This is a genomic window from Burkholderia sp. BE17, assembly GCF_009362305.1.
Taxonomy (GTDB): Bacteria; Pseudomonadota; Gammaproteobacteria; order Burkholderiales; family Burkholderiaceae; genus Burkholderia; species Burkholderia pyrrocinia_C.
Genome location: NZ_WHNU01000055.1, coordinates 38,010 through 58,589, shown reverse-complemented (window position 1 = coordinate 58,589; position 20,580 = coordinate 38,010). Strand labels below are relative to the sequence as shown.

Annotated in this window: 19 protein-coding genes and 2 pseudogenes; 2 read left to right on the top strand and 19 right to left on the bottom strand. The window is 67.9% G+C overall.

What is annotated here, in order from left to right:
• Nucleotides 1-167 precede the first annotated feature (167 nt).
• From GD429_RS35140 to GD429_RS35120, 5 genes are all read right to left on the bottom strand, one after another.
• A complete protein-coding gene (locus GD429_RS35140) occupies nt 168-395 on the bottom strand; it encodes a hypothetical protein (protein WP_152864169.1) in 228 nt (75 codons plus the stop codon).
• Nucleotides 396-770: 375 nt separating this feature from the next.
• The gene (locus tag GD429_RS35135; protein WP_152864149.1) at nt 771-1,892 is read right to left on the bottom strand and encodes a porin; all 1,122 of its coding nucleotides are present in this window, start codon (nt 1,890-1,892) and stop codon (nt 771-773) included.
• Nucleotides 1,893-2,456: 564 nt separating this feature from the next.
• Nucleotides 2,457-3,179 (bottom strand): YoaK family protein, encoded by a 723-nt coding sequence (locus tag GD429_RS35130; RefSeq protein ID WP_152864147.1) that lies wholly within the window; start codon nt 3,177-3,179, stop codon nt 2,457-2,459.
• 58 nt (nt 3,180-3,237) lie between these two features.
• Nucleotides 3,238-3,765 (bottom strand): chromate transporter, encoded by a 528-nt coding sequence (locus GD429_RS35125; protein WP_152864145.1) that lies wholly within the window; start codon nt 3,763-3,765, stop codon nt 3,238-3,240.
• Entirely contained in the window at nt 3,762-4,385 is a 624-nt protein-coding gene (locus tag GD429_RS35120) for a chromate transporter (protein ID WP_152864143.1), read from the bottom strand. The genes GD429_RS35125 and GD429_RS35120 overlap by 4 nt, the downstream gene beginning before the upstream one ends.
• A gap of 96 nt (nt 4,386-4,481) precedes the next feature.
• Here GD429_RS35120 and GD429_RS35115 point away from each other — a divergent pair, with 96 nt between their 5' ends.
• Nucleotides 4,482-5,366, top strand: coding sequence for a transcriptional regulator GcvA (locus GD429_RS35115; protein ID WP_152864141.1), 885 nt, complete (start codon nt 4,482-4,484; stop codon nt 5,364-5,366).
• A gap of 675 nt (nt 5,367-6,041) precedes the next feature.
• Nucleotides 6,042-6,476, top strand: a complete 435-nt coding sequence (locus GD429_RS35110; protein ID WP_193727285.1) for a hypothetical protein — start codon at nt 6,042-6,044, stop codon at nt 6,474-6,476.
• Between the two features lie 45 nt (nt 6,477-6,521).
• Here GD429_RS35110 and GD429_RS35105 read toward each other — a convergent pair whose 3' ends face one another.
• From GD429_RS35105 to flgB, 14 genes and pseudogenes are all read right to left on the bottom strand, one after another.
• On the bottom strand, nt 6,522-7,829 hold the full coding sequence (locus GD429_RS35105; protein ID WP_152864139.1) for a solute carrier family 23 protein: 1,308 nt from the start codon (nt 7,827-7,829) through the stop codon (nt 6,522-6,524).
• 271 nt (nt 7,830-8,100) lie between these two features.
• The gene (gene flgL / locus GD429_RS35100) at nt 8,101-9,336 is read right to left on the bottom strand and encodes a flagellar hook-associated protein FlgL (RefSeq protein WP_152864137.1); all 1,236 of its coding nucleotides are present in this window, start codon (nt 9,334-9,336) and stop codon (nt 8,101-8,103) included.
• 301 nt (nt 9,337-9,637) lie between these two features.
• Nucleotides 9,638-10,030 (bottom strand): annotated as a pseudogene (locus GD429_RS42185) (flagellar basal body rod C-terminal domain-containing protein); the annotation flags it as partial.
• Between the two features lie 174 nt (nt 10,031-10,204).
• Nucleotides 10,205-11,569 (bottom strand): annotated as a pseudogene (flgK, locus tag GD429_RS35090) (flagellar hook-associated protein FlgK); the annotation flags it as partial.
• A 164-nt stretch (nt 11,570-11,733) separates the two neighbouring features.
• Entirely contained in the window at nt 11,734-12,489 is a 756-nt protein-coding gene (locus GD429_RS35085; RefSeq protein WP_152864133.1) for a flagellar brake protein, read from the bottom strand.
• 244 nt (nt 12,490-12,733) lie between these two features.
• Entirely contained in the window at nt 12,734-13,720 is a 987-nt protein-coding gene (gene flgJ, locus GD429_RS35080) for a flagellar assembly peptidoglycan hydrolase FlgJ (RefSeq protein WP_152864130.1), read from the bottom strand.
• The gene (locus GD429_RS35075; protein ID WP_152864128.1) at nt 13,721-14,899 is read right to left on the bottom strand and encodes a flagellar basal body P-ring protein FlgI; all 1,179 of its coding nucleotides are present in this window, start codon (nt 14,897-14,899) and stop codon (nt 13,721-13,723) included.
• A gap of 5 nt (nt 14,900-14,904) precedes the next feature.
• Nucleotides 14,905-15,594 (bottom strand): flagellar basal body L-ring protein FlgH, encoded by a 690-nt coding sequence (gene flgH, locus GD429_RS35070; RefSeq protein ID WP_072437537.1) that lies wholly within the window; start codon nt 15,592-15,594, stop codon nt 14,905-14,907.
• Nucleotides 15,595-15,614: 20 nt separating this feature from the next.
• Nucleotides 15,615-16,403, bottom strand: a complete 789-nt coding sequence (flgG, locus tag GD429_RS35065) for a flagellar basal-body rod protein FlgG (protein ID WP_027785669.1) — start codon at nt 16,401-16,403, stop codon at nt 15,615-15,617.
• A gap of 318 nt (nt 16,404-16,721) precedes the next feature.
• Nucleotides 16,722-17,480: a flagellar basal-body rod protein FlgF gene (gene flgF, locus GD429_RS35060; protein ID WP_152864126.1), complete on the bottom strand. Its 759-nt coding sequence runs from the start codon at nt 17,478-17,480 to the stop codon at nt 16,722-16,724.
• A 19-nt stretch (nt 17,481-17,499) separates the two neighbouring features.
• Entirely contained in the window at nt 17,500-18,741 is a 1,242-nt protein-coding gene (flgE, locus tag GD429_RS35055) for a flagellar hook protein FlgE (RefSeq protein WP_152864124.1), read from the bottom strand.
• Between the two features lie 27 nt (nt 18,742-18,768).
• Nucleotides 18,769-19,509, bottom strand: a complete 741-nt coding sequence (gene flgD, locus GD429_RS35050; protein ID WP_152864122.1) for a flagellar hook assembly protein FlgD — start codon at nt 19,507-19,509, stop codon at nt 18,769-18,771.
• Between the two features lie 55 nt (nt 19,510-19,564).
• Nucleotides 19,565-19,990 carry a flagellar basal body rod protein FlgC gene (gene flgC / locus GD429_RS35045; RefSeq protein WP_006485701.1) on the bottom strand — a complete coding sequence of 142 codons (426 nt, stop codon included), beginning with the start codon at nt 19,988-19,990 and terminating at the stop codon, nt 19,565-19,567.
• A 42-nt stretch (nt 19,991-20,032) separates the two neighbouring features.
• Nucleotides 20,033-20,521, bottom strand: coding sequence for a flagellar basal body rod protein FlgB (flgB, locus tag GD429_RS35040; RefSeq protein ID WP_152864120.1), 489 nt, complete (start codon nt 20,519-20,521; stop codon nt 20,033-20,035).
• Nucleotides 20,522-20,580: the final 59 nt, after the last annotated feature.

Genomic DNA, 20,580 nt, shown 5'->3' with positions numbered 1-20,580 from the left:
GCGCCCGTCCAATAAAAAACGGCGAGAAGCGTCGCCTCTCGCCGGTCAAACCAGCTGCCGGGTGTGTCATGCGTCACCGATCGACCGCATGCCCGACCTGCCGGCGCGCAGCACCGGTCCGCCCGGGCGCGCGAGCGGCGCACCCGCGGCCGGACCGGCTGCCATGCTCATGCCTGCGACGTGTCGCTGCCGTCCGTCGCCTGCGTATCGTCTGCCGCCTGTTCGGGCTGCTCTTCCTTCTTCTCGAGCATGCCTTCGATCGCTTCGGCGCCCTTGAAACCGGCAACGGCCGCTGCCGCCTTGGTCAGCAGGCCCGCATCCGGATCCAGCTTTTCCACGCCTTCGACTGCCGCCACTGCGCCGGCGATTTCACCCACGGTATTCAGGATACCCATCGTCATCCCCTTTCAAGAAAATCGTGAGGCCGATCGTCCCACGAAAAAAACCGGCAGACCGTGTTTGTCATCACCGGATACACAAATTACGCACCAGGCCGGCCGCACTCGACGAGCGCCACCGGAACGACGCACGCGCGTGCACGGCGGCACGCAGCGGGCAATGCACGCAGCGTAGCGGAAAGCCCTCGCGCGTACTGTAAAAGTATGTTCTGGAATGCCGACGGATCGCTTACGGCGCGGGGATTCCGTGATGAAGCGATTGCCGAATAGTCGTGTGCGCGTATGAACGCCGCATGACGAAAAAAAGAGGCGCCTTGCGGCGCCTCTTCGATGCGCGCCGGGCGAATGCCGGCGCGTGCGTTCCGACGTTCGTCAGAAGATATTGCGCAGGCCGATCGCGATGCCCGTCTGGTTGCTGCGACCCGGCAGCTCGACGTTCGCCGCGCCGTTCGTCTTGTTGAAGTCGACGGTGCCGTAGATTTCGGTGCGCTTGCTCAGCGCGTACTCGGCGATGCCGACGATCGCGTAGCGGTTGCCGCTCGCGAGCGTGCCGTTCGCGGTCATCGCATTGCGCATGTGGTCGTAGTAGAACGCGCCCGTCAGCGTCAGCGGCGTGCTGACCTGCCAGCTCACGCCCGCGAACGGACCGTCGTCGATCCGGCCCGTGCCCTTCGCGACCGGAATCGTCTGCTGCGCGAGCAGGCTGTCGACGAAGCCGGTGTCGTCCTTCGAGCGCAGGTAGCCCGCGTAGACCTTCGCCTTGCTGAACGCGTACACGACGTTCGCGTGGTAGATGGTCTGCTTGCGCGCCGAGTTGTCGCTGTTCTGCTGCGCGCCGGCCGCGATGCTGAGCGGGCCCATCACGTACGACAGCGACACGCCCCACGCATTGCCCTTGCCGAGCGAACCCGGAATCTGGCCCGAGAAGCCGCCGGCGCCGGTCGATTCGTAGTTGGTGCCCGTCGAGTACATCGCCTTCGCGGTCAGGCCCGCGAACGTGCCCGTGTACTTGATCTGGTTGTCCGCATACAGGCCGCCGCCGAGTGCGACCGGCAGCCATGCATTTTCGAAGTAGTTGCCGACCGTCAGCGGATCGTAGGTGTCCGACAGCAGGTCGAACAGCGGCGTCTTCTGGCGGCCGAGGGTCACCGTGCCGTACGGGCTATCCAGACCGACGTATGCCGCACGGTTGAACAGGCGGCCGCTGTCGGCGAATGCGCCGTTCTGCAGGTTCACGCCGCTTTCGAGCTTGAACACGGCCTTCAGGCCGCTGCCGAGGTCTTCCGTGCCGTAGATGCCGAAGCGGCTGTTGGTGACCGCGCCGTTGGTCATCGACAGCAGGCCGTCGTTCTTGGCGTTCGCGTTGGTCAGGTAGCGGACGCTGACGTCGGCGACGCCCCAGAGCGTGACCGAGCTTTGTGCGGCCGCGTACTGGCTGGCGAATGCGAGCGCGGCGCCCCCTGCGATGGCTGCGAGTCGAGTGGTCTGCTTCATGAGCTTTCCTTTTTGTGGGTGTCTCCGTTCATTGCCGGCCGCGTGCGCAGCCGGGTGGCGATCGCACACGTTCTTGGCGCGCGCGATGTGGCCTGAATCATATGACGACTGCAATCGCTGAAAGAAATTGAAACGCGCGGTAATCGCGCGACTGTCGCCCGGGAACAACGTTTCCCGTGCCGGGCTTGCCTCGCGCGTCGGCGGAACGGGGCGCGGCGGCATAGGCGTGTGTGCGCGGCACTGTAAGGATCGGCGATGGTGCGGCGCGGTAGAGGGCATATCGCGGCGGGCGGGTTGGTGCGGTCGATGCGCGAGCGCCCGCAGCGGGCTGCGGCCGGTGCAACCTGCCCGTGTTCGGGTGCGCCGGCGGATCGGTGGATCGGTGGATCGGTGGATCGGTGGATCGGCGGATCGGCGGATCGGCGGATCGGCGGATCGGCGGATCGGCGGATCGGCGGATCGGCGGATCGGCGGATCGGCGGATCGGCGGACGGCGGATTGATGAAGCGGGTGACGCCGCAAATCCGGAACGCGGCACCCACGGCTGCCGGGCGATGCACGCCGTCAGGCCGTTTGCGCCGCCCCGTCTTCGCCGCGACCACCAGCGCCGCCATTCCCCGCGCGATGCCACGCGCGCCGCACGATCTCCGCGAACGCGCCCGCAAGCAGCAGCACGGCGCCCCACAGCGCGTCGTCCGGCGCGAGCCGCGTCACGAGGCCGCCGGCCACCGCGCCGGCCAGGAAGCAGAAGCTGATCGTCGCGAGCAGCGCCGAGTCGTGCAGCGCCCCCGCGTCGTAGCGCGGGATCAACCCGACGAACAGCTTCTGCGCGGCGCGCCGCAGGTTGCCGGTCGTCATCACCGACGTGTACGACAGTTCCTCGAGATGGGTGAACGACAGCGTCTGCAGCGTCGCGACGAACGAGATGCCCGGAATCAGCCACGCGCTCGACGCGCCGACGAGGCCGCTCGCGGCGACGCCGAGAAACGCGATCTCGACGATCAGGCTCGCGAACGCGGTATGCCGCATCCAGCCGCGCTGCGCGACGAGACCGAGCAGGTGCGCGACGAATACCGCGATCACGAAGCCGACGAGCGGCGGCACGTGATGCAGCGCGGCGGCCCATTCGCCGGCCGACAGGTTGATACCTAACAGCGCGACGTTGCCGGTCATCGTGTTCGCGAACACGTGGCCGTGGCCGACGTACGTGTACGCGTCGAGGTAGCCGCCGGACAGCGTCAGCAACGCGGCGACAGTGAGATTGCGGCTGGCGCCGTCGAGATCCATCGATCCTCCCGTGAATATTCGCGCCAGTATGCGCGACGGGAGATGGCTTGTCCTTCGCTCACTGCCCGATACCCGTGAGCCCGATCAGCGCGCCGCCCGCGAGCAGCCACAGCGGATGGATGCGCGTGCGCCACGCGAGCAGCGCGCATGCGGCCGTGATGCCCCACTGGATCGCCGTGCGGTTCGACGCGTCGGAGATCAGCACCGCGCTCGCCGCGACGAGCCCGGCCGTGACGGGCATCATCCCCTGCTGCACGTAGCGGCGCCACGGCCGGTCGCGAAAGCGCTCCCATGCATGCAGCGCAAGCACCGTGACGATCGACGACGGCCCGAACTTCGCGAGCGACGCGACGAGCAGCCCGGCCCATCCGGCCACGTGCCAGCCGACCAGCGACACGATCATCATGTTCGGCCCGGGCGCCGCCTGGGCCAGCGCGAACAGCGCGGTGAACTCATGCGCGCTCATCCAGTGATGCACGTCGACGACCTGCCGCTGCATCTCCGGCAGGATCGTGTTGCCGCCGCCAAACGCGAGCAGCGACAGCTGGCTGAAGATCGTCGCGATCGCGACCAGCGTGTCGTTCATGGCCGGCCTCCGGGCTGCGCGTCGCGCGCGGCCGCCTGCGCCGGCTGCGGCGTGCCCGCGTCGCGGCGCCGCGACGCGAGCCAGACGCTGACGGGCGTCAGCACGAGCATCGTGGTCGGCAGCGGAATGCGCAGCACCGCGATCGCGACGAACGCGAGCGCCGCGATGCCGGCCGCCGCGCGTGCGTGCCGCAGCGGCTTCGCGACCTTCACGGCCATCGCGACGAGCAACCCGGCGGCCGCGGCGGCGAGCCCCGCGAACAGGTGCTGCACGTGCGGATCGCTCTGCGTCTTCGCGTACAGCACGCCGAGCGCGACGACGACGAGCGTCGGGCCCGCGATCAGCCCGAGAATGCCCGCGAACGCGCCGGCGATGCCGCGAAAGCGCATGCCGACGGCGACCGACAGGTTGATCACGTTGCCGCCCGGCAGGAACTGGCACAGGCCGAGCAGATCGGTGAATTCGTCGGCGGAGAGCCACTTGCGCTCGTCGACGATCGTGCGCCGCGCGAACGGCAGCGCGCCGCCGAACGACATGAGGCCGAGCGACAGGAAGCCGGTGAACAGCTCGGCGAGACCGACGCTGCGAGGTGACGCGGGCTGCGGGGAAACGGATTGCATGGGGCTCCTCATCAAACGGTCAGGCGAGGTTACCGCCGTTCCCGATCCCGGCAAAACGATTTTATCGGCGCTTCCTTGTGATCTAGAATCACAAGCATGGCACGCGATCTCCCGCCCTTTTCCGCGCTTCGGGCCTTTGAAGCCGCGGCACGACATGAAAGCTTCAGCGCCGCCGGCGACGAGCTGCATGTGACTCACGGTGCCATCAGCCGGCAGATCGCCTCATTCGAGGCGTGGCTCGGCAAGCCGGTGTTCCACCGCTACGGCAAGCGCGTGAAGCTCACCGACGAAGGCCGTCGTTACCTGGACACCGTGCGCGCGGCGTTCGACAGCATCGCGCACGCGACCGAGCAGTTGCGCAACACGGGGGCGGCGCGCGTGCTGCGCATCAATGCGCTGCCGACCTTCGCGATGAAATGGCTGCTGCCGCGCCTGTCGCGGTTCCAGCGCGACGTGCCGAACGTCGAACTGAAACTGTCGACGTCGAACGCGCCGCTCGACGCGCTCGACGGCTTCGATGTCGCGATCCGCCGCGGCCCCGGCCACTGGCCGAACTGGACGAGCGGCCACTTCCTCGACGAAAGCGTGATTCCGGTCTGCAGCCCGGCGCTGCTCAAACGCGCGCCGATCGCGCGCGCGGACGACCTCGCACGGCACGTGCTGCTGCATTCGGATACGCGGCCGGAAGGCTGGCGCGACTGGTTCGCGGCGGCCGGCGTCACGATGAAGGGGCGCAAGCGGCAGTCGTTCGACCACTTCTACCTGGCGCTGCAGGCGGCCGTCGACGGGCTCGGCGTCGCGCTCGGCCCGCTGCCGCTGATCGACGACGAGCTCGCGAGCGGCCGGCTCGTGATGCCGCTGCCCGGGCCGCGCATCGCGACGCGCAGCTACTGGTGGATCACGCCGCGCGCGCCGGCCGGCGATCCGCTCGTCGCGCAGTTCTGCGCGTGGCTGGAAGCGCAGTCGAATGTGAACGCATGACGCGCCGCGCACCCGACGCCTGATCGAAACGGCAGCGATGCGCCGCCGCCCCTCCCCGCACGTGTTGCAAGACTGAAACCGTTCGGCACGCGGCGCGCCGTTTCTCCTGCGGAATCGCCGCCGCGCCGCACATGCGATTCCCCGTCGGTCCAGCCGTTCCGCACCAGGCGCGGCGCTCCGCCGCCGCAGGTTTCACGCCTGAAACATCTCCGCTTCCGACACGTTGCACGGCTGCAAGCGGCGACCGCTCAGCCCCTGTCCGCGCGGCAATCCGCACGCTGGCCCGCTGCTTGCTCATGCAGCCGTGCAGACAAAAGCGACTGCACGGCCGAGCGGCTCGATGCAGTCGACAGACAATCATCAAGCAGGTCGGGGAAATCATGTCGAAAATCATATCGGCCGTCACACGGCTGCTGTCTCGCATCACTGCTCCTTTCACTGCTCCTGTCACGCATCCGCTGATGCCGACGGCGCGACTTCGCACCGTCGAGATCCGATGCGACGACACGGTCCGCACCGTCACCCGACGTCACGACGCCTCGATTCGATAGGCGAACCCCGGGAAGCCCCTGCCGGGCGCATGCGCGCCACGACGACGCTCCGCGCCGTTCGCGCGGGCCTTGCCGCCGGCGGCCGCCCCGCGCGCTGACATGCGCGGGCGGCGACGGCTGCGCGATGTCGTACGCCCCGCGGCGCCGAGGCCCGGCCTCCCGAGCCCCAGGCGCCGCGCCGGTCCAGGCGTATGCGCGGATCAAGGCGACCAGTCCGACCCAGCTCGTGGTCGTGAACAAGGACACGAGCATCGGCAACCTGAGCGTGCCCAACGCCAACAACCCCGCCGGGACGACGCTTGCGGTCCAGACCAACGACCGGGCCGGGTACACGGTGCTGGTGCAGGTTGCCGCCGCCAGCCAGTCGCAGTTCAGCTCGATCGAGATCAGCGGCATCGGCAGCAAGGTCGCGCTGCCGGCGACGGGCGGCAAGATCGCCGTGCCGTATACGGCGCTGAACACGACCTTCACGGTGACTTATCGCTTCGTGTTCGCGCCGAAGGCAAAGGACGGGACCTTCGCATGGCCGATTACGTTTTCGGTGCAGCCCAACCCGTGACGTCCGACGCTCGCCGGGGCGCGCGGCCATGATCCGCGCGGCGGCTCACAGCACCGGGCCCGGCTCCTTTTCCCTGCGCAGGATCGCGTACAGGATGATCGCGCCGAACGTCGCGGTGCCGATCCCGCCGAGCCCGAAACCGCCGATCTTCAGCGAGAAGTCGCCGGCGCCGAGCACGAGCGTGACGGCCGCGACGATCAGGTTGCGGTTATCGGAGAAGTCGACCTTGTTGACGACCCAGATCCGCGCGCCCGTCACCGCGATCAGCCCGAACACGACGATCGACACGCCGCCGAGCACGGGGCCCGGGATCGTCTGGATCACCGCGCCGAATTTCGGCGAGAAGCCGAGCCCGATCGCGATCAGCGCGGCGACCGCGAACACCAGCGTCGAGTAGATCCGCGTGACGGCCATCACGCCGATGTTCTCCGCGTAGGTGGTCACGCCCGTGCCGCCGACGCTGCCCGACACGATCGTCGCGAGCCCGTCGCCGATGAACGCACGGCCGACGTAGCGGTCGAGGTTTTGCCCCGTCATCGCGCTGACGGCCTTGATGTGGCCGAGGTTCTCCGCGACGAGGATCACTGCGACCGGCGCGAGCATCAGCATCGCGTGCGGGTCGAACACCGGCGTGCGGAAGGCCGGCACGCCGAACCACGCGGCATGCCCGACGATCGCGAAGTCGATCGGCTTGCCGAGGCCCATCCCGTTGGTCGCGATCGCATAGATCGCGTACGCGATCGCGAGCCCGACGAGAATCAGCAGGCGCTGCATCATCCCGCGCGCGAACACCGCGACGCCGCCGACGCACAGCACCGTGACAAGCGCCATCACCGAGTCGAAGGTCGACGCCGACACGCCCTTGACCGCGATCGGCGCGAGGTTCAGCCCGATCACCGCGACGACCGCGCCGGTCACGACGGGCGGCATCAGCGCCTCGATCCAGCGCGTGCCGATCGCCTGCACCAGCGCGCCGAGCGCGACATACACGACGCCGCACGCGACGATCCCGCCGAGCGCGACCGGGATGTTCGGGTTCGGGCCGCTGCCGCCGTAGCCCGTCACCGCGATCACGAGGCCGATGAACGCGAAGCTCGAGCCGAGATAGCTCGGCACGCGCCCGCCGACCAGCACGAAGAACAGCAGCGTGCCGATGCCGGACATGAAGATGCACAGGTTCGGGTCGAAGCCCATCAGCAGCGGCGCGAGCACGGTCGAACCGAACATCGCGACGACGTGCTGCACGCCCATCGCGACCATCTGCGGCCACGCGAGGCGCTCGTCGGGGCCGACCACGCGCGAGGCCGCGCCGGTCGGTTGGACCCGCCAGCGCGGGAAGTAGGAATCGGACATGGGGAAAGCGCTCCTGTCGGTCTGTCGCCGGCTGCGGAGGGCGCGCCGGTCTGGAATCTGGCGCGAGTTTACGGAGCGGGAATAAGGCTGGCAAGCGCGGCAAGCGCGAACGGGCCGCCGGCAAGCGCGGGCGCGGCTTGCCGCATGCGCGAACCGGTGCACGGCCGCGCGGCCCGGTGAAGCCGCGGCCCGTGCGTTGCGCGCGGGCCGCGGCGGATGGCGCCGGCGACGATGCAAGCGTGCGCTCGCATCGTCGCCGGTGCACCTTGCATCACGGATTGATGTACTGGAACAGCGACAGGTTCTGCAGCTGCGCGTAAGCCTTCTGCGAGCCCGTCAGCGCGTTCTGCATCTGCAGGAACTGGCTGATCGTCGACACCATGTTGGTGCTCGTCAGGTCGGCCAGGTTGCTGGTGACCTGCAGCGTGTTGGTCTGGTTCACCGTCTGCATCGCCTTGATTTCCTGCTCGCGGCCGCCGACCGACGCCTGCACGGTGAGGACGTTCGTCATCATGTTGTTCAGCTTCGTCGTGCCGGTGGTCATCGCGTTCGCGAGCGCGGCAGCGACAGTCGTGTTGCTGCTGATCGGCACCTTCAGCGCGGCGATCATCGTGTCGAGCGCCGCGAACACGTCGGTGCCGGCCTGCGGCGCGGGCGTGACCGTGAACGTGTCGCCGGGCGCAGGCGTTCCCGACACCGGCACCGACAGGCCGCTGCCGAGCGCGATCCCCGCGCCGGCTGAATACGGTTGCGCGGCGGTCGTGGTCGGCGGGACAACGGAATTGTCGGTGACCGTATAGGTCGGCGCGGCCGCCGTGCCGCCGAACGTGATCGCGAACTGATGTGCGTTGGTCGCGGCCGACGGGCTCGTGATCGACACCGCGCCGATCGTGCCCGTACCCGTGTTGGTCGCGCCGGCGAGCGGCACCGGCTGGCTGCCGAGCATCGGCACCGACAGGAACACGTTCGAGCCGTTGTCGCCCTGCGAGATCGCGCGCGTGTCGGCGATCTGCACCTGCCGCGTGCCCATGTCGCCGCTGTAGGTCACGCCGCCGCCCGACGCGTTCGAGAACGGTGCCGTGGTCGACTGGAAGCCCGAGAACAGGTAGTTGCCCGAGCCGTCCGTCGAGTTCGCGAGCGTCAGCAGCTGGTCGCGATAGCCCTGCAGCTGCGTCGACAGCGCCGAGCGGTCGCTGTCGGACAGCGAGCCGTCGCCTGCCTGGATCACCACCGTATGAATGCTGTTCAGCAGGTTGTTGACGCTGATCAGCGTCTGGTCTTCCTTCTGCAGCGACGACAGCGCGGCGTTCTGGTTCGACGCGTACTGCGACAGCGTCGCCGACGTCATCGACAACTGCACGGCCTGCGCCGCGCCGAGCGGGTTGTCGGCCGGCGTCGCGAGGCTCACGCCGCTCGAGATCTGCTGGTACAGCTGCGAGAGCTGCGCCTGCTGGTCGCTCATCTGAGCGACGTTCTGCTGGTAGAACTGGGTGGTGGAAATCCGCATCGCTTCGATCCCTAGGGTCTGTTCGCGTATGAAACGCGCATGCGTTGCCACGAGAAGGGCCGCTCGCGAGGCGCGCGACGCCGCGAATACTGGACGTATTCGCAAGGAGCGCAACGCGGCGAGCGGCCCTTCTCGTGGCAACCCCAAATTAAAAGATTCATTCCACGGGAATGCCCGAAATCGCCCGCATGGCGGCGTCGCTCGTCGCTTGTTTGGCTCGGCCAAACGGCGCTCCTCACTTCTTGCCCTGCGAGCGATTTCGGGCATTCGCATGTGCGTTTCATACGCGAACAGACCCTAATCAGTTGAACAGGCCGAGCACGGTCTGGAACAGCGTCGACGCCGTCTGGATCACCTTCGCGTTCGCCTGGTAGAGCTGCTGGTACTGCATCAGGTTGGCCGCTTCCTCGTTCTGGTTCACGCCCGACACCGACTGCTGCGCGGACGTGATCTGGCCGACCAGCGCGGTCTGCGCGGCGCTCGACGACTTCAGCTGGCTCGTCGTGTTGCCGATGCCGTTCACATAGTTCGCGTACGCGCCCGTCAGCGTGGTCGAGCCGTTGCCGAACGATTTCGAGTTGACGAGCTTCGACAGCGCGAGCGCGTTGCTGCCGTCGTTCGTGCCGCCCGTGTTCGGCGCAACCTTGAACGTGTCGCCAACCGCCGGCGTGCCCGACACCGTCACCGTGACGCCCGCCGTCAGCGTGATCGGCGTGCCGGACTGGTACGGCTGCGCGGCGGTGGTCGTCGGCGGCACGGCCGTGTTGTCGGTGACCGTATAGGTCGGGCTGGCAGTGGTGCCGCCCATCGTGATCGTGTACTTGTGCGCGGTGGCCGCGGCCGCCGCGCTCGTGACCGACAACCCGCCGATCGTCCCGGTGCCCGTGTTCGTCGTGGTGGCCGACGGCACGTACGGCGCCGCCGCCGCGATCGCCGAGCCGTTCGACGTCGCGAGGCCGAAGCCGTTCAGCGCGCCGCGCGTCGGCTGCACGGTGAACTTGTCGCCGGCGCTCATCGAGCCCGACGTGAACGAGAAGTTCAGCCCGCCGATCGAGGCCGGCATCGACGCCGACGAGCCGACCACCGTGCCGCTCGCGCGGTCGGTCAGCGTGTAGTTCGTGCCATCGTACGACAGCGTGTAGTCGCCCGTGGTCGGCTGCGATGCGTTCGCGAACGACACGGACAGCGCCGCGTTGCCGGTGTTGCCCTGGTTCGCGTAGGTGATCGGCGAGCCGGTCGTAAACAGGTTGCCGCCGACGTTGCCCGACAGGTCGATGCCGAGCGCGTTCTGCGCGTTGACCTGCGCGGCGAAGCTGGTCGCGATCGCGCCGAGCTGGGCTTCGGCCGGGTCGAGCGTCTGGCTGCGGAACGCGAGCAGGCCGCCGAGCGTGCCGCCCGACAGCGACGCGTCGGACAGGAACTGGTTCGGCCCCTGCGGGGTCGCGCCGGCGATCCCCTGCGACACGACGGTCAGCTCGCTCGGATCGGACGGCGACGTGACGGTCGCGAGCTGGTAGCTCTTGTCCGCGACGACGAGCGGCGTACCTCCCGCGAGAAACACGCTGTAGCCGTCGCTGTTGCGCACGACCTGCACGCCCGCGAGGTTCGACAGGTTCGACACCGCGAGGTCGCGCTGGTCCATCAGCTGGTTCGGCGGCTGGCCCTGGCTGCTCGCGGACGCGATCTGCTGGTTCAGCTGCGCGATCTGCGTGGTGTACGCGTTGATCTGCGTGACGGTGCTCGTGAGCTGCGTGTTCACGCTCTGGCGCAGCGCGTCGTACTGCTGGCCGGCCGCCGTGATCTGGTTCGCGAGCGTCTGCGCGTTGCTCATCGCGGTCTGCCGCACCGACGAGTCGGACGCGCTGTTCGCGACGTTCTGCAGCCCCGTGAAGTAACTCGTGATCGCGGTCGAGATGCCGGCCGTCGGGCTGCCGACGTAGTTGTTCAACTGCGTGACCAGCGAATACCACGTCGACAGCGCGCCGCCCTGCGTCTGCGCGCCGTTCAGCTGGTCGCTCAGGTACTGGCTGTACTGCCGCTGCACGGTGACGGTGTTCACGCCCTGCGGCATGTAGCCGCTGCTGGTGTACTGGCCGCTCGCCTCGGCATAGACGGGTCGTTCGACCGAATAGCCCGGCGTCGCGGCGTTGCTGATGTTCTGGCCGGTCGTCGTGAGGCCCCAGAGCGCGGCATTCAGGCCGCTGACGCCGAGGTTCATGAGTGAGTTGGACATGCGCGATCCTGATGAGCCGGCCGCGCTGCGGCCGCCGGGTTGCGTAACTCCCGGTATAACGGCCGCGAATCGAAAAAATTGAGGAAAAAATGCACGCGCGACACGCGCGGCGCTGGTCGAAGCGTGCGGCGGGCGGCCCGTGCGGGCCGGCGGCCGCGTGCGCGTCAGGCCCGCACGAGCGAGCGGCGCTTCATCTCGAGCTGCGTGATCAGCCGCTGCAGCGTGTTCTCGGCGCTGCCCGGCAGCGACATGTAGCGGAAGCCGAGCTGGTAGCGCCGCGACCCGTTCGGCATCTGCGTCGAGCGCTGCGACACGAGCTGCAGGTCGAGCGACAGCTTGCCGTGGCCGGTCAGCTCGAGCTCGACATCGGGCAGCAGCGTGCCGACCTCGAGCGCCTCGACGCGTTCGTCGGCCGTGCGCAGCCCCACGCCGCCGAGCGACAGGTTGTGCACCTCGAACAGGAAGCTCTCGCCGTCCGGCAGCTTGCCGCGGCACAGGAACGGATCGACGATCGGCGCATCCACGCGGAAATATTCGCGGCGCTGGATGCACATCAGGACTTCGGGGAAATCGGCGACGAACGCGGGCAGCCCCTCGTAGCGCGTCTCGCGCGGCGTGCTCGTGGTGAATTCGACGCGCACGCCCTCCGGCGAGGCGGCGAACGTGCAGTGCGACGCGCCGAGGATGCCGGCGTTCTGCTCGGACAGCGCGCCCCAGTCGAACGTGAACGTCCGCGCGCCGACGTCGACCTCGAGCAGGCGCGTGACGAGCTGGCCGCCCGGATACTGGACGGTCAGGAAATCGCCGCGGTTCACGAGGTTGCGCAACTGCACGCCGATTTCCAGCGGATTGCGGCGGGCATAGTCGGGCCCGGAGTGGCCTGCGTCCAGGCTGGGGTCCGTCGACGTTTCGATATTCATGGCTAGCCGGTCTTTCTTGTCATGGGCGCCCGGACAACCGGTGCGCAATAAAACCGGGTCAGAACAAGGCCCGGTCGCAGGTCTCTCACACTTAGCGGCAGTGCTGACCGAAAGTTTAGATCGATTTCCCGATTTTTTTCGCGCAAACGTTGAAACCGCGCGCGGCGGTATGCCGGGCGCGGTCCTGAGAGGGTAATCGACGGTGGGCCGGAGCCTGTTATCGGCGGGCGCAGGCCCTGGCCCGTCAGCCGATCTGCTGCATGATCGAGATCAGCTTCTTCGCGTAGTTCGGGTCGGTCGCGTAACCGGCCTTCTGCATCCCGTGCGCGAAGCCTTCGACGCTGCGGCTCGCGCTCAGCACGCCCGAATAGCGCGGATTGTTCTTCAGCAGGTTCGCGTAATCGGTCATCGCGTGCTCGTAAGAGTCGTACGCGCGGAATTTCGCGACCACGCGGCGCGGCGAACCGTTCACGTACTCGGTCGTCAGCGCCGACACCGTGCGGCCCGTCCAGCCCTTGTTCGCCTTGATGCCGAACACGTTGTAGCTGGTCGAGCCGTCGGCCGCGCGGATCTCGCGCTTGCCCCAGCCCGATTCGAGCGCGGCCTGGCCGACGATGAAGCGCGCCGGGATGCCGGTCGACGCACTGGCCGCCTGCGCGGGAGCCGCGAGCCGGTCGACGAACGCGTCGGCGTCCGGCGCGCCGCTCGCGCCCTTCAGCGGCGGCGTCAGCGCGCTGCCGGCCGAGTAGCCGCGCGCGCCGGCGAGCCCGCCGTTGTTGCCGGCCGCGTTCGCGTACGCGCGCGCCATCGCGTTCATCGCGGCGAGGCTGCCTTCGTTGCCGGCCGTGCCGAGGCCACCCGCGCCCAAGCCGGCCGTACCGACGTCGGCCGCCGTGTCGCTGCCCGCGCCCTGCCCGGCATTGCGCAGCAGTTGCTTCATCAGCGCGTCGGCGACGCCGATCCCGCGCGTCGACATCTGCTGCGCGAGCTGCTGGTCGAGCATCGACGTGTACATCTTCGACGTATGCGAATCGAACAGCCCGCCGTCGGGCGACGCGTCGCGCATGCTCTTGAGCATCATCTGCGTGAACATCGCGTCGAACTGGCCCGCGACGGCCTTCGCGCCGGCCTGCGGCGACTGTTTCGCCTGCGCGCGCAGCGCGTCGAAACCCTGCACGTCGAGCGCGAAGCGCTGCGTGAGGTCGTTCGCGTTAGGAAGATTCGCTGCCATTCAGATGACCTCCAGGTCGGCGCGCAACGCGCCGGCCGCCTTCATCGCCTGCAGGATCGACATCAGGTCCGCCGGCGTCGCGCCGAGCGTGTTCAGCGCCTTCACGACGTCGGCGAGGTTCGCGCCGGCCGTCACCATCTTCAGCGCGCCGTTGTCCTGCTTGAGCTGGATCTGCGACTGCTGCGCCACCACCGTCTGCCCGTTCGAGAACGGCCCCGGCTGCGACACGACCGGCTGCGTGTTGACGACGACCGACAGGTTGCCGTGTGCGACCGCGCAGCTCTGCAGCGTGACCATCTGGTTCATCACGATCGAGCCCGTGCGCGCGTTCAGGATCACCTTCGCGGCGGCCTTGTCCGGGCTCACGTCGAGGTTCTGCAGCCGCGCCATGAACGCGACCTGCTGCGCCGAGTCGGCCGGCGCGGCGAGCTGGATCGTGCGGCCGTCGAGCGCCGTCGCGGTGCCCGGGCCGAAGCTCGAGTTGACCGCGGACACGATCCGCTGCGCGGTACCGTAGTCCATGTCGTTCAGCTGCAGTTGCAGCACGCCGTTCATCTGCGCGATCGCGTTCGGCACCGAACGCTCGACGATCGCGCCGCCGACGATCCGGCCGGCCGCGAGCTGGTTCACCTGCACGCGGCTGCCGTTCGCGCTGGCGCCCGCGCCGCCGACCGCCATGTTGCCCTGCGCGAGCGCGTACACCTGCCCGTCCGCGCCCTTCAGCGGCGTGAGCAGCAGCGTGCCGCCGCGCAGGCTTTTCGCGTTGCCGAGCGACGACACGGTCACGTCGAGCGCCTCGCCGGGCCGCGCGAACGGCGGCAGCGTGGCGGTCACCATCACGGCCGCGACGTTCTTCAGCTGCATGTTGTTCAGCGACGACGAACCGCCGTTGGCCGAGCCGTTGTTGATCGAGATGCCGAGGTTCGCGAGCATGTTCGCGAGCGTCTGCGTCGTGAACGGCGTCTGCATCGTCTGGTCGCCCGTGCCGTCGAGACCGACGACGAGGCCATAGCCGATCAGCGGGTTGTCGCGCACGCCCTGGATCTGCGCGAGATCCTTCAGCCGTTCCGCGTGCGCGGGCGCCGTGCCGAACACGCAGGCCGCGGCCGCGAACGCGACGGCGAGCCGCGCGAACGCTCGTGCGCGGGACGACAGGCGGTTGAACAGGGGCTTCTGCATCGTCATCACCACGGCGCGATGTTGAGGAAGAAGCGCTGCAGCCAGCCCATCGTCTCGGCTTCGTTGATGTAGCCCTTCGCCGAGTATTCGATCCGCGCGTCGGCGACCTGCGTCGAGTAGACGGAGTTCGCGCCCGAGATCGTGTTCGGGTTGACGATGCCCGAGAAGCGCACGAATTCGTTGCCCTGGTTGATCAGCATCTGCTTCTCGCCGCTGACGACGAGGTTGCCGTTCGGCAGCACGTTGGTGACGGTCACCGTGATCGTGCCGTTGAACGTGTTCGCCGCGCTCGCGCCGCCCGTCGCCGCGAACTTGTTGTTGCCGGCCGCCGACAGGTTCGCCTTCGCGAACAGCCCGCCGAGGAAGCCGGCCGTCGGTACGTCGAAGCCGGTGTTGCCCTGCCGGTTCGTGTTGGCGCCGGACGATTTCGTCGCGTTGATGTTTTCCGCGATCACGATCGTCAGGATGTCGCCGGTGTTGCGCGGCCGCTGATCCTCGAAAAGCGGCCGCCCCGCGTAGCCGGGGTTGTAGATCGAGCCGGGCGCCTGCATCGACATCGGCGCTGGCGGCTGCGCCGTCATCGGCTGCTGGATGATCGGATCGCGCGGGATCTGCGCGCAACCGGCGAGCGCCGCCACCGCGACCGCGCACGCGGCGCGGACGGTGGCTGACGGGAGGAGGCGAACCTGCTTCATGGCGACGACGGGTGTTCCGGTTAGGTCTTCATCTGCGTGACGGTCTGCAGCATCTGGTCGGACGTCGTCACGGCCTTGCTGTTGATCTCGTAGGCACGCTGCGTCTGGATCATGTTGACGAGCTCCTGCACGACGTTCACGTTCGACGCCTCGACATAACCCTGGTTGAGCACGCCCGCGCCGTTCAGCCCCGGCTGCGACACGTTGGGCGCGCCCGACGATGTCGTTTCCGCGAACAGGTTCTCGCCCTTCGCCTCGAGGCCGGTCGGGTTGATGAAGGTCGCGATCTGCAGCGAGCCGATCTGCACCGCGTTGCCCGAGCCCGGCTGCGTGACCGACACGACGCCGTCCTTGCCGATCGTCAGCGACTGCGCGTTCTGCGGCACGGTGATCGCCGGCAGCACCTGGTAGCCGCTCGACGTGACGAGCTGGCCCTGCGCGTTGGTCTGGAACGAGCCGTCGCGCGTGTACGCGTTCGTGCCGTCCGGCATCAGCACCTGGAAGAAGCCCGCGCCGTTGATCGCGACGTCCTTCGAGTTGCCGGTCTGCGTGAGGCCGCCCTGCGTGTACAGGCGCTCGGTCGCGACCTGCTGCACGCCGGTGCCGAGCTGCAGGCCCGACGGCAGCTCGGTCTGCTGCGTCGAGTTCGCGCCGGGCTGGCGGATCGTCTGGTAAAGCAGATCCTCGAACACCGCGCGCGACGCCTTGAAGCCGTTCGTGCTGGTGTTCGCGAGGTTGTTCGAAATCACGTCCATCTGCGCCTGCTGCGCATTCATGCCGGTGGCGGCGATGTAGAGCGAACGGTTCACTTGTAAGGTCTCCTGCGTGGGCTGGCATAGGGTCTGTTTACATATGGAACGCGCATGCGTTGCCACGAGAACGGCCGCTCGCGAGGCGCGCGACACTGCGAATACTGGACGTATTCGCAAGGAGCGCAACGCGGCGAGCGGCCGTTCTCGTGGCAACCCCAAATTAAAAAATTCATGTCACGGGAATGCCCGAAATCGCTCGTATGGCGGCGTCGTTCGTCGCTTGTTTGGCGCGGCCAAACGGCGCTCCTCACTTCTTGCCCTACGAGCGATTTCGGGCATTCGCATGTGCGTTCCATATGTAAACAGACCCTAGGCTCAGCTGAAGTTGAGCAGCTGGTTCGCCGTCTGCTCGTTCTGGTCGGCCGTCTGGATCAGCTTCGACTGAAGCTGGAACGCGCGCGCGTTGTCGATCATCGCGACCATCGCGGTCACCGGGTTGACGTTGCTGCCTTCGAGCGAATTCGGCGTGACGACCACGTTCGGGGCGGCGTCGGCCGGATTGCCGTCGGCGGTGCGGAACAATCCGTCGTTGCCGCGCGTGAGCGTGGCCGGATCGGGATTGACGAGCTTCATCTGGTCGACGATCGCGACCGCCGTCGGCGGGTCGCCCGGCATCAGCGCGGAAACGGTGCCGTCCTTGCCGATCGTCACTTCCGCATTCGGCGGCACCGAGATCGGGCCGCCGTTGCCGATCACCGGCAGGTTGCTCGCGTTGACGAGCTGGCCGTTCTCGTCGACGTGCAGGTTGCCGGCGCGCGTGTACGCCTCGCTGCCGTCGGCCGTTTGCACCGACAGCCAGCCGGCGCCCTGCACGGCGACGTCGAGCGGATTGCCGGTGCGCGTGATCGGACCCGGTGCGTAATCCGCGCCGGGCGTCGACGCGAGCACGTAGGTGCGCGTCGTCGTCGGGTCGATCGTGCTGCCGTCGCCGAAATTCATCGGCACCGCGCGATACGTCGCGAGCTGCGCGCGAAAGCCCGTCGTCGATGCGTTCGCGAGGTTGTTCGCGACGATCGCCTGCTGGTCGAGCGACTGCGACGCGCCCGTCATCGCCGTGTAGATCAGTCGGTCCATGGCTGCCGGTTATCCGCGCTTACAGGTTGATGAGCGTCTGGTCGACGGTCTGCTGCGTCTTGATCGTCTGCGCGTTCGCCTGGTAGTTGCGCTGCGCGGTGATCAGGTTGACGAGCTGCGACGTGAGGTCGACGTTCGAGTTCTCGAGCGCGCTGCCCTGCAGCGTGCCGTGGTTCGTGCTGCCCGGCGCCGAGATCTGCGGCACGCCCGATGCGGAGGACTCCGCATACTGGTTGCCGCCGAGGTTGACCAGCCCGTTCGGGTTGTTGAAGTTCGCGAGCGCGATCAGGCCGAGCACGGCGGTCTGGCCGTTCGAGTAGTTGCCGGTCAGCTTGCCGTCGGCGCCGATCGAGTAGGTCGTCAGCGTGCCGCTCGCGTAGCCGTCCTGCGCGAGGTTGTTCACGCCGTCCTTGCCGCCGTACTGCGTCGTGCCGGTCAGGTCGAGCGTGAGGCTCTGCGGCGTCACCGAGCCGTCGGTGTTCGGCACCGTGAACTGGAACTGGCCGAGCGACGCGGTCGGCCCGCCCGCGGCCGGCAGCGTCGTGCTCTGGATCGCACCCGACGAATTGAACGTGACCGTGCCGAGATCGGTCGTGGCGCCGCCCTGGACGCCCGCGTACGCTTCCCACGTGCCGGCCGCCGACTTTACGAAGTACATGTTGACCGCCTGCGAACCGCCGAGCGAGTCGTACACCTGGATCGACGTCGAGTAGTTGTAGGTCGTGGTGTCGGTCGCGCTGAACGGCGTCTTGACCGGCACCGTGTCCTGCGAGTTCAGGTTGAACTGGCCGGTGATCTTGGTCGTCGCGGTCGGCGCGATGTTGGTCGTCGGCGCCTGCATCGGCACGGTCTGCGCGGTGTTGATCACGCCGCCCGAGCCGGCCGCGTAGCCCATCAGGTTGCGGCCTTGCGAGTCGACGATGAAGCCGTTCTTGTCGCGCTGGAACGTGCCGTCGCGCGAATACGTCGTCACGCCGTTGTTCGACATCTGGAAGAAGCCGTTGCCGTTGATCGCGACGTCGAGCGACGAGTTCGTCGTATTGATCGTGCCCTGGCCGAATTGCTGCTGCACCGACGCGAGCGTCGTGCCGATGCCGATCTGCGTGTTGACCGACGTCGCGACCGAGTTCGCGTACATGTCGGCGAACTGCGCGGTGCTCGACTTGAAGCCGACCGTGTTCGCGTTCGCGATGTTGTTGCCGATCACGTCGAGCGCGTTCGATGCGCCGGCGAGGCCGCTCAGACCCTGTTGATAACCCATTTCGGTCTCCGTTTCGGGGAAGCTGAATCAGTTGGACGTAGTGCCGCCGGACGACGACGTGTTCGGGAAAATCGACGCGACCTGGGTGAGCCCCACCGTCGTGCCGTTCGACAGCACGAGCCCCGCCGTGCCGTCAGCCTGCTTGATCACGCTCTGCACCTGCGCGGCCGCGAGCGTCGTGGCCGCCTGCGGCGTGCCGGCGCTGTTGGTATACGACGCGCTGATCGTGTACTTGCCGTCCGGCAGCGCATTGCCCGCCGCGTCGGTCGGCGTCCAGTTGAACGGCACGGTGCCGGCCGACTGCGCGCCTGCGTTGATCGTGTTCACGACGGCGCCCGCCGAGTTCTTCACGGTGATCGTCAGGTTCGACACCGAGCTCGCCAGCGACACGCCGAACGGCGACGCCGCACCGCTCTTCACCGCGACGGCGTTGCCCGGCGCGAGCACGTTCGTGCCGATCAGCAGCGCGGCCTGCGTCTGCTGGCCGGCCGTGAGCTGCGTCGACAGCGACGTGAGCGACGTGTTCAGCTGCGCGATGCCGCTCACCGTGTTGATCTGCGCGAGCTGCGACGTCATCTGCGAGCTGTCGACCGGGCTCGTCGGATCCTGGTTCTGCAACTGCGTGACGAGCAGCTTCAGGAACGTCGCCTGCAGGTCGCTCGCCGACGTGCCGTTGGTCGACGACAGGCTGTTGGTGTTCATCGTGTCGGTCGGCAGGGTCGACACGTTCGTGCCGTTGCCGCCGATCGTCGTGCTGGAGGATGTCATCCTGGGTGGCCTTCTATCGGAACTGTCGGATCTGTAAGGTTGGTCGACGCGCGGCTCACGAGCCGATCGTCAGCGTCTTGAGCATCAGCGTCTTCGCGGTGTTCAGCGTCTCGACGTTGGCCTGGTACGAGCGCGACGCCGAGATCATGTTCACCATCTCCTGCACCGGGTCGACGTTCGGCATCTGCACGTAGCCGTTCGCGTCGGCGGCCGGGTTCGCCGGGTCGTAGGTCGACTTCATCGGCGACGGGTCGTCCATCACCTTGGTCACGCGCACGCCGCCCACGCCCTGGCCGGACGCGGTGCGCGCGCCGCCCATCGGGTCGGTCGCGAACACGACCTGCTTGGCCTTGTACGGCTTGCCGTCGGGGCCGGTGGCGCTGTCGGCGTTCGCGAGGTTCGACGCGGTCACGTTCAGGCGCTGCGATTGCGCGGACAGCGCCGAACCGGCGACGCCGAAGATGTTCATCAACGAAGGCATGGAGGCTCCTTGTGCTTGTGCGCGGGTTCGGAAGCGGCGCGCTTACGAGTTCGTCGAGATCGCGGCGATCATGGCCTTGATCTGCTGGGTCATCACGGTCATCCCGGTTTCGTAGTGCAGCGCGTTGTTCGCGAACTGCACGCGCTCGACGTCGAGATCGACCGTGTTGCCGTCGAGCGACGGCTGCAGCGGCATCCGGTACTGCGCGCGACCGTAGTCGTCGGCCGGGCCGCCCGTCGGGATCAGCTTCGCCGTGCCGGCCATGTGGCCCTGCGCCGTCGACACCATCGACATGCCGCTCGTCACGCCGGCCGGCTGCGCCATCGGCAGTTGCGCGGCGTTGCTCGGCGCGAGGCCGCCGTTCGTCTGCTTCAGCGAGCGCGCGAGCGTCGACGCGAAATCGACGTCGCGGGCCTGGTAGCCGGGCGTGTCGGCGTTCGCGATGTTCGACGACAGCAGTTCCTGCCGGTAGGCGCGCACGTCGAGCGCCTGTCGGCCGAACGCGAATTCCGCATCGAGTTTGTCCAGCATGTGTGCGTCTCTCCGTATGAAGCGCTGCACGCCCCTCGCGCCGGATGGCGACCCGAGAG

Bases quoted from the DNA above. Each gene is read 5' to 3' on its own strand.
- flgL (WP_152864137.1), bottom strand. From the start codon at position 9,336: ATGCGGATTTCCACCACCCAGTTCTACCAGCAGAACGTCGCTCAGATG.
- GD429_RS35105 (WP_152864139.1), bottom strand. From the start codon at position 7,829: ATGTCCGATTCCTACTTCCCGCGCTGGCGGGTCCAACCGACCGGCGCG.
- GD429_RS35075 (WP_152864128.1), bottom strand. From the start codon at position 14,899: ATGCAGAAGCCCCTGTTCAACCGCCTGTCGTCCCGCGCACGAGCGTTC.
- flgF (WP_152864126.1), bottom strand. From the start codon at position 17,480: ATGGACCGACTGATCTACACGGCGATGACGGGCGCGTCGCAGTCGCTC.
- GD429_RS35130 (WP_152864147.1), bottom strand. From the start codon at position 3,179: ATGGATCTCGACGGCGCCAGCCGCAATCTCACTGTCGCCGCGTTGCTG.
- GD429_RS35115 (WP_152864141.1), top strand. From the start codon at position 4,482: ATGGCACGCGATCTCCCGCCCTTTTCCGCGCTTCGGGCCTTTGAAGCC.
- flgD (WP_152864122.1), bottom strand. From the start codon at position 19,509: ATGACATCCTCCAGCACGACGATCGGCGGCAACGGCACGAACGTGTCG.
- flgH (WP_072437537.1), bottom strand. From the start codon at position 15,594: ATGAAGCAGGTTCGCCTCCTCCCGTCAGCCACCGTCCGCGCCGCGTGC.
- flgE (WP_152864124.1), bottom strand. From the start codon at position 18,741: ATGGGTTATCAACAGGGTCTGAGCGGCCTCGCCGGCGCATCGAACGCG.
- GD429_RS35135 (WP_152864149.1), bottom strand. From the start codon at position 1,892: ATGAAGCAGACCACTCGACTCGCAGCCATCGCAGGGGGCGCCGCGCTC.
- flgB (WP_152864120.1), bottom strand. From the start codon at position 20,521: ATGCTGGACAAACTCGATGCGGAATTCGCGTTCGGCCGACAGGCGCTC.
- GD429_RS35125 (WP_152864145.1), bottom strand. From the start codon at position 3,765: ATGAACGACACGCTGGTCGCGATCGCGACGATCTTCAGCCAGCTGTCG.
- GD429_RS35110 (WP_193727285.1), top strand. From the start codon at position 6,042: ATGTCGTACGCCCCGCGGCGCCGAGGCCCGGCCTCCCGAGCCCCAGGC.
- flgC (WP_006485701.1), bottom strand. From the start codon at position 19,990: ATGCCTTCGTTGATGAACATCTTCGGCGTCGCCGGTTCGGCGCTGTCC.
- flgJ (WP_152864130.1), bottom strand. From the start codon at position 13,720: ATGGCAGCGAATCTTCCTAACGCGAACGACCTCACGCAGCGCTTCGCG.
- GD429_RS35140 (WP_152864169.1), bottom strand. From the start codon at position 395: ATGGGTATCCTGAATACCGTGGGTGAAATCGCCGGCGCAGTGGCGGCA.
- GD429_RS35085 (WP_152864133.1), bottom strand. From the start codon at position 12,489: ATGAATATCGAAACGTCGACGGACCCCAGCCTGGACGCAGGCCACTCC.
- GD429_RS35120 (WP_152864143.1), bottom strand. From the start codon at position 4,385: ATGCAATCCGTTTCCCCGCAGCCCGCGTCACCTCGCAGCGTCGGTCTC.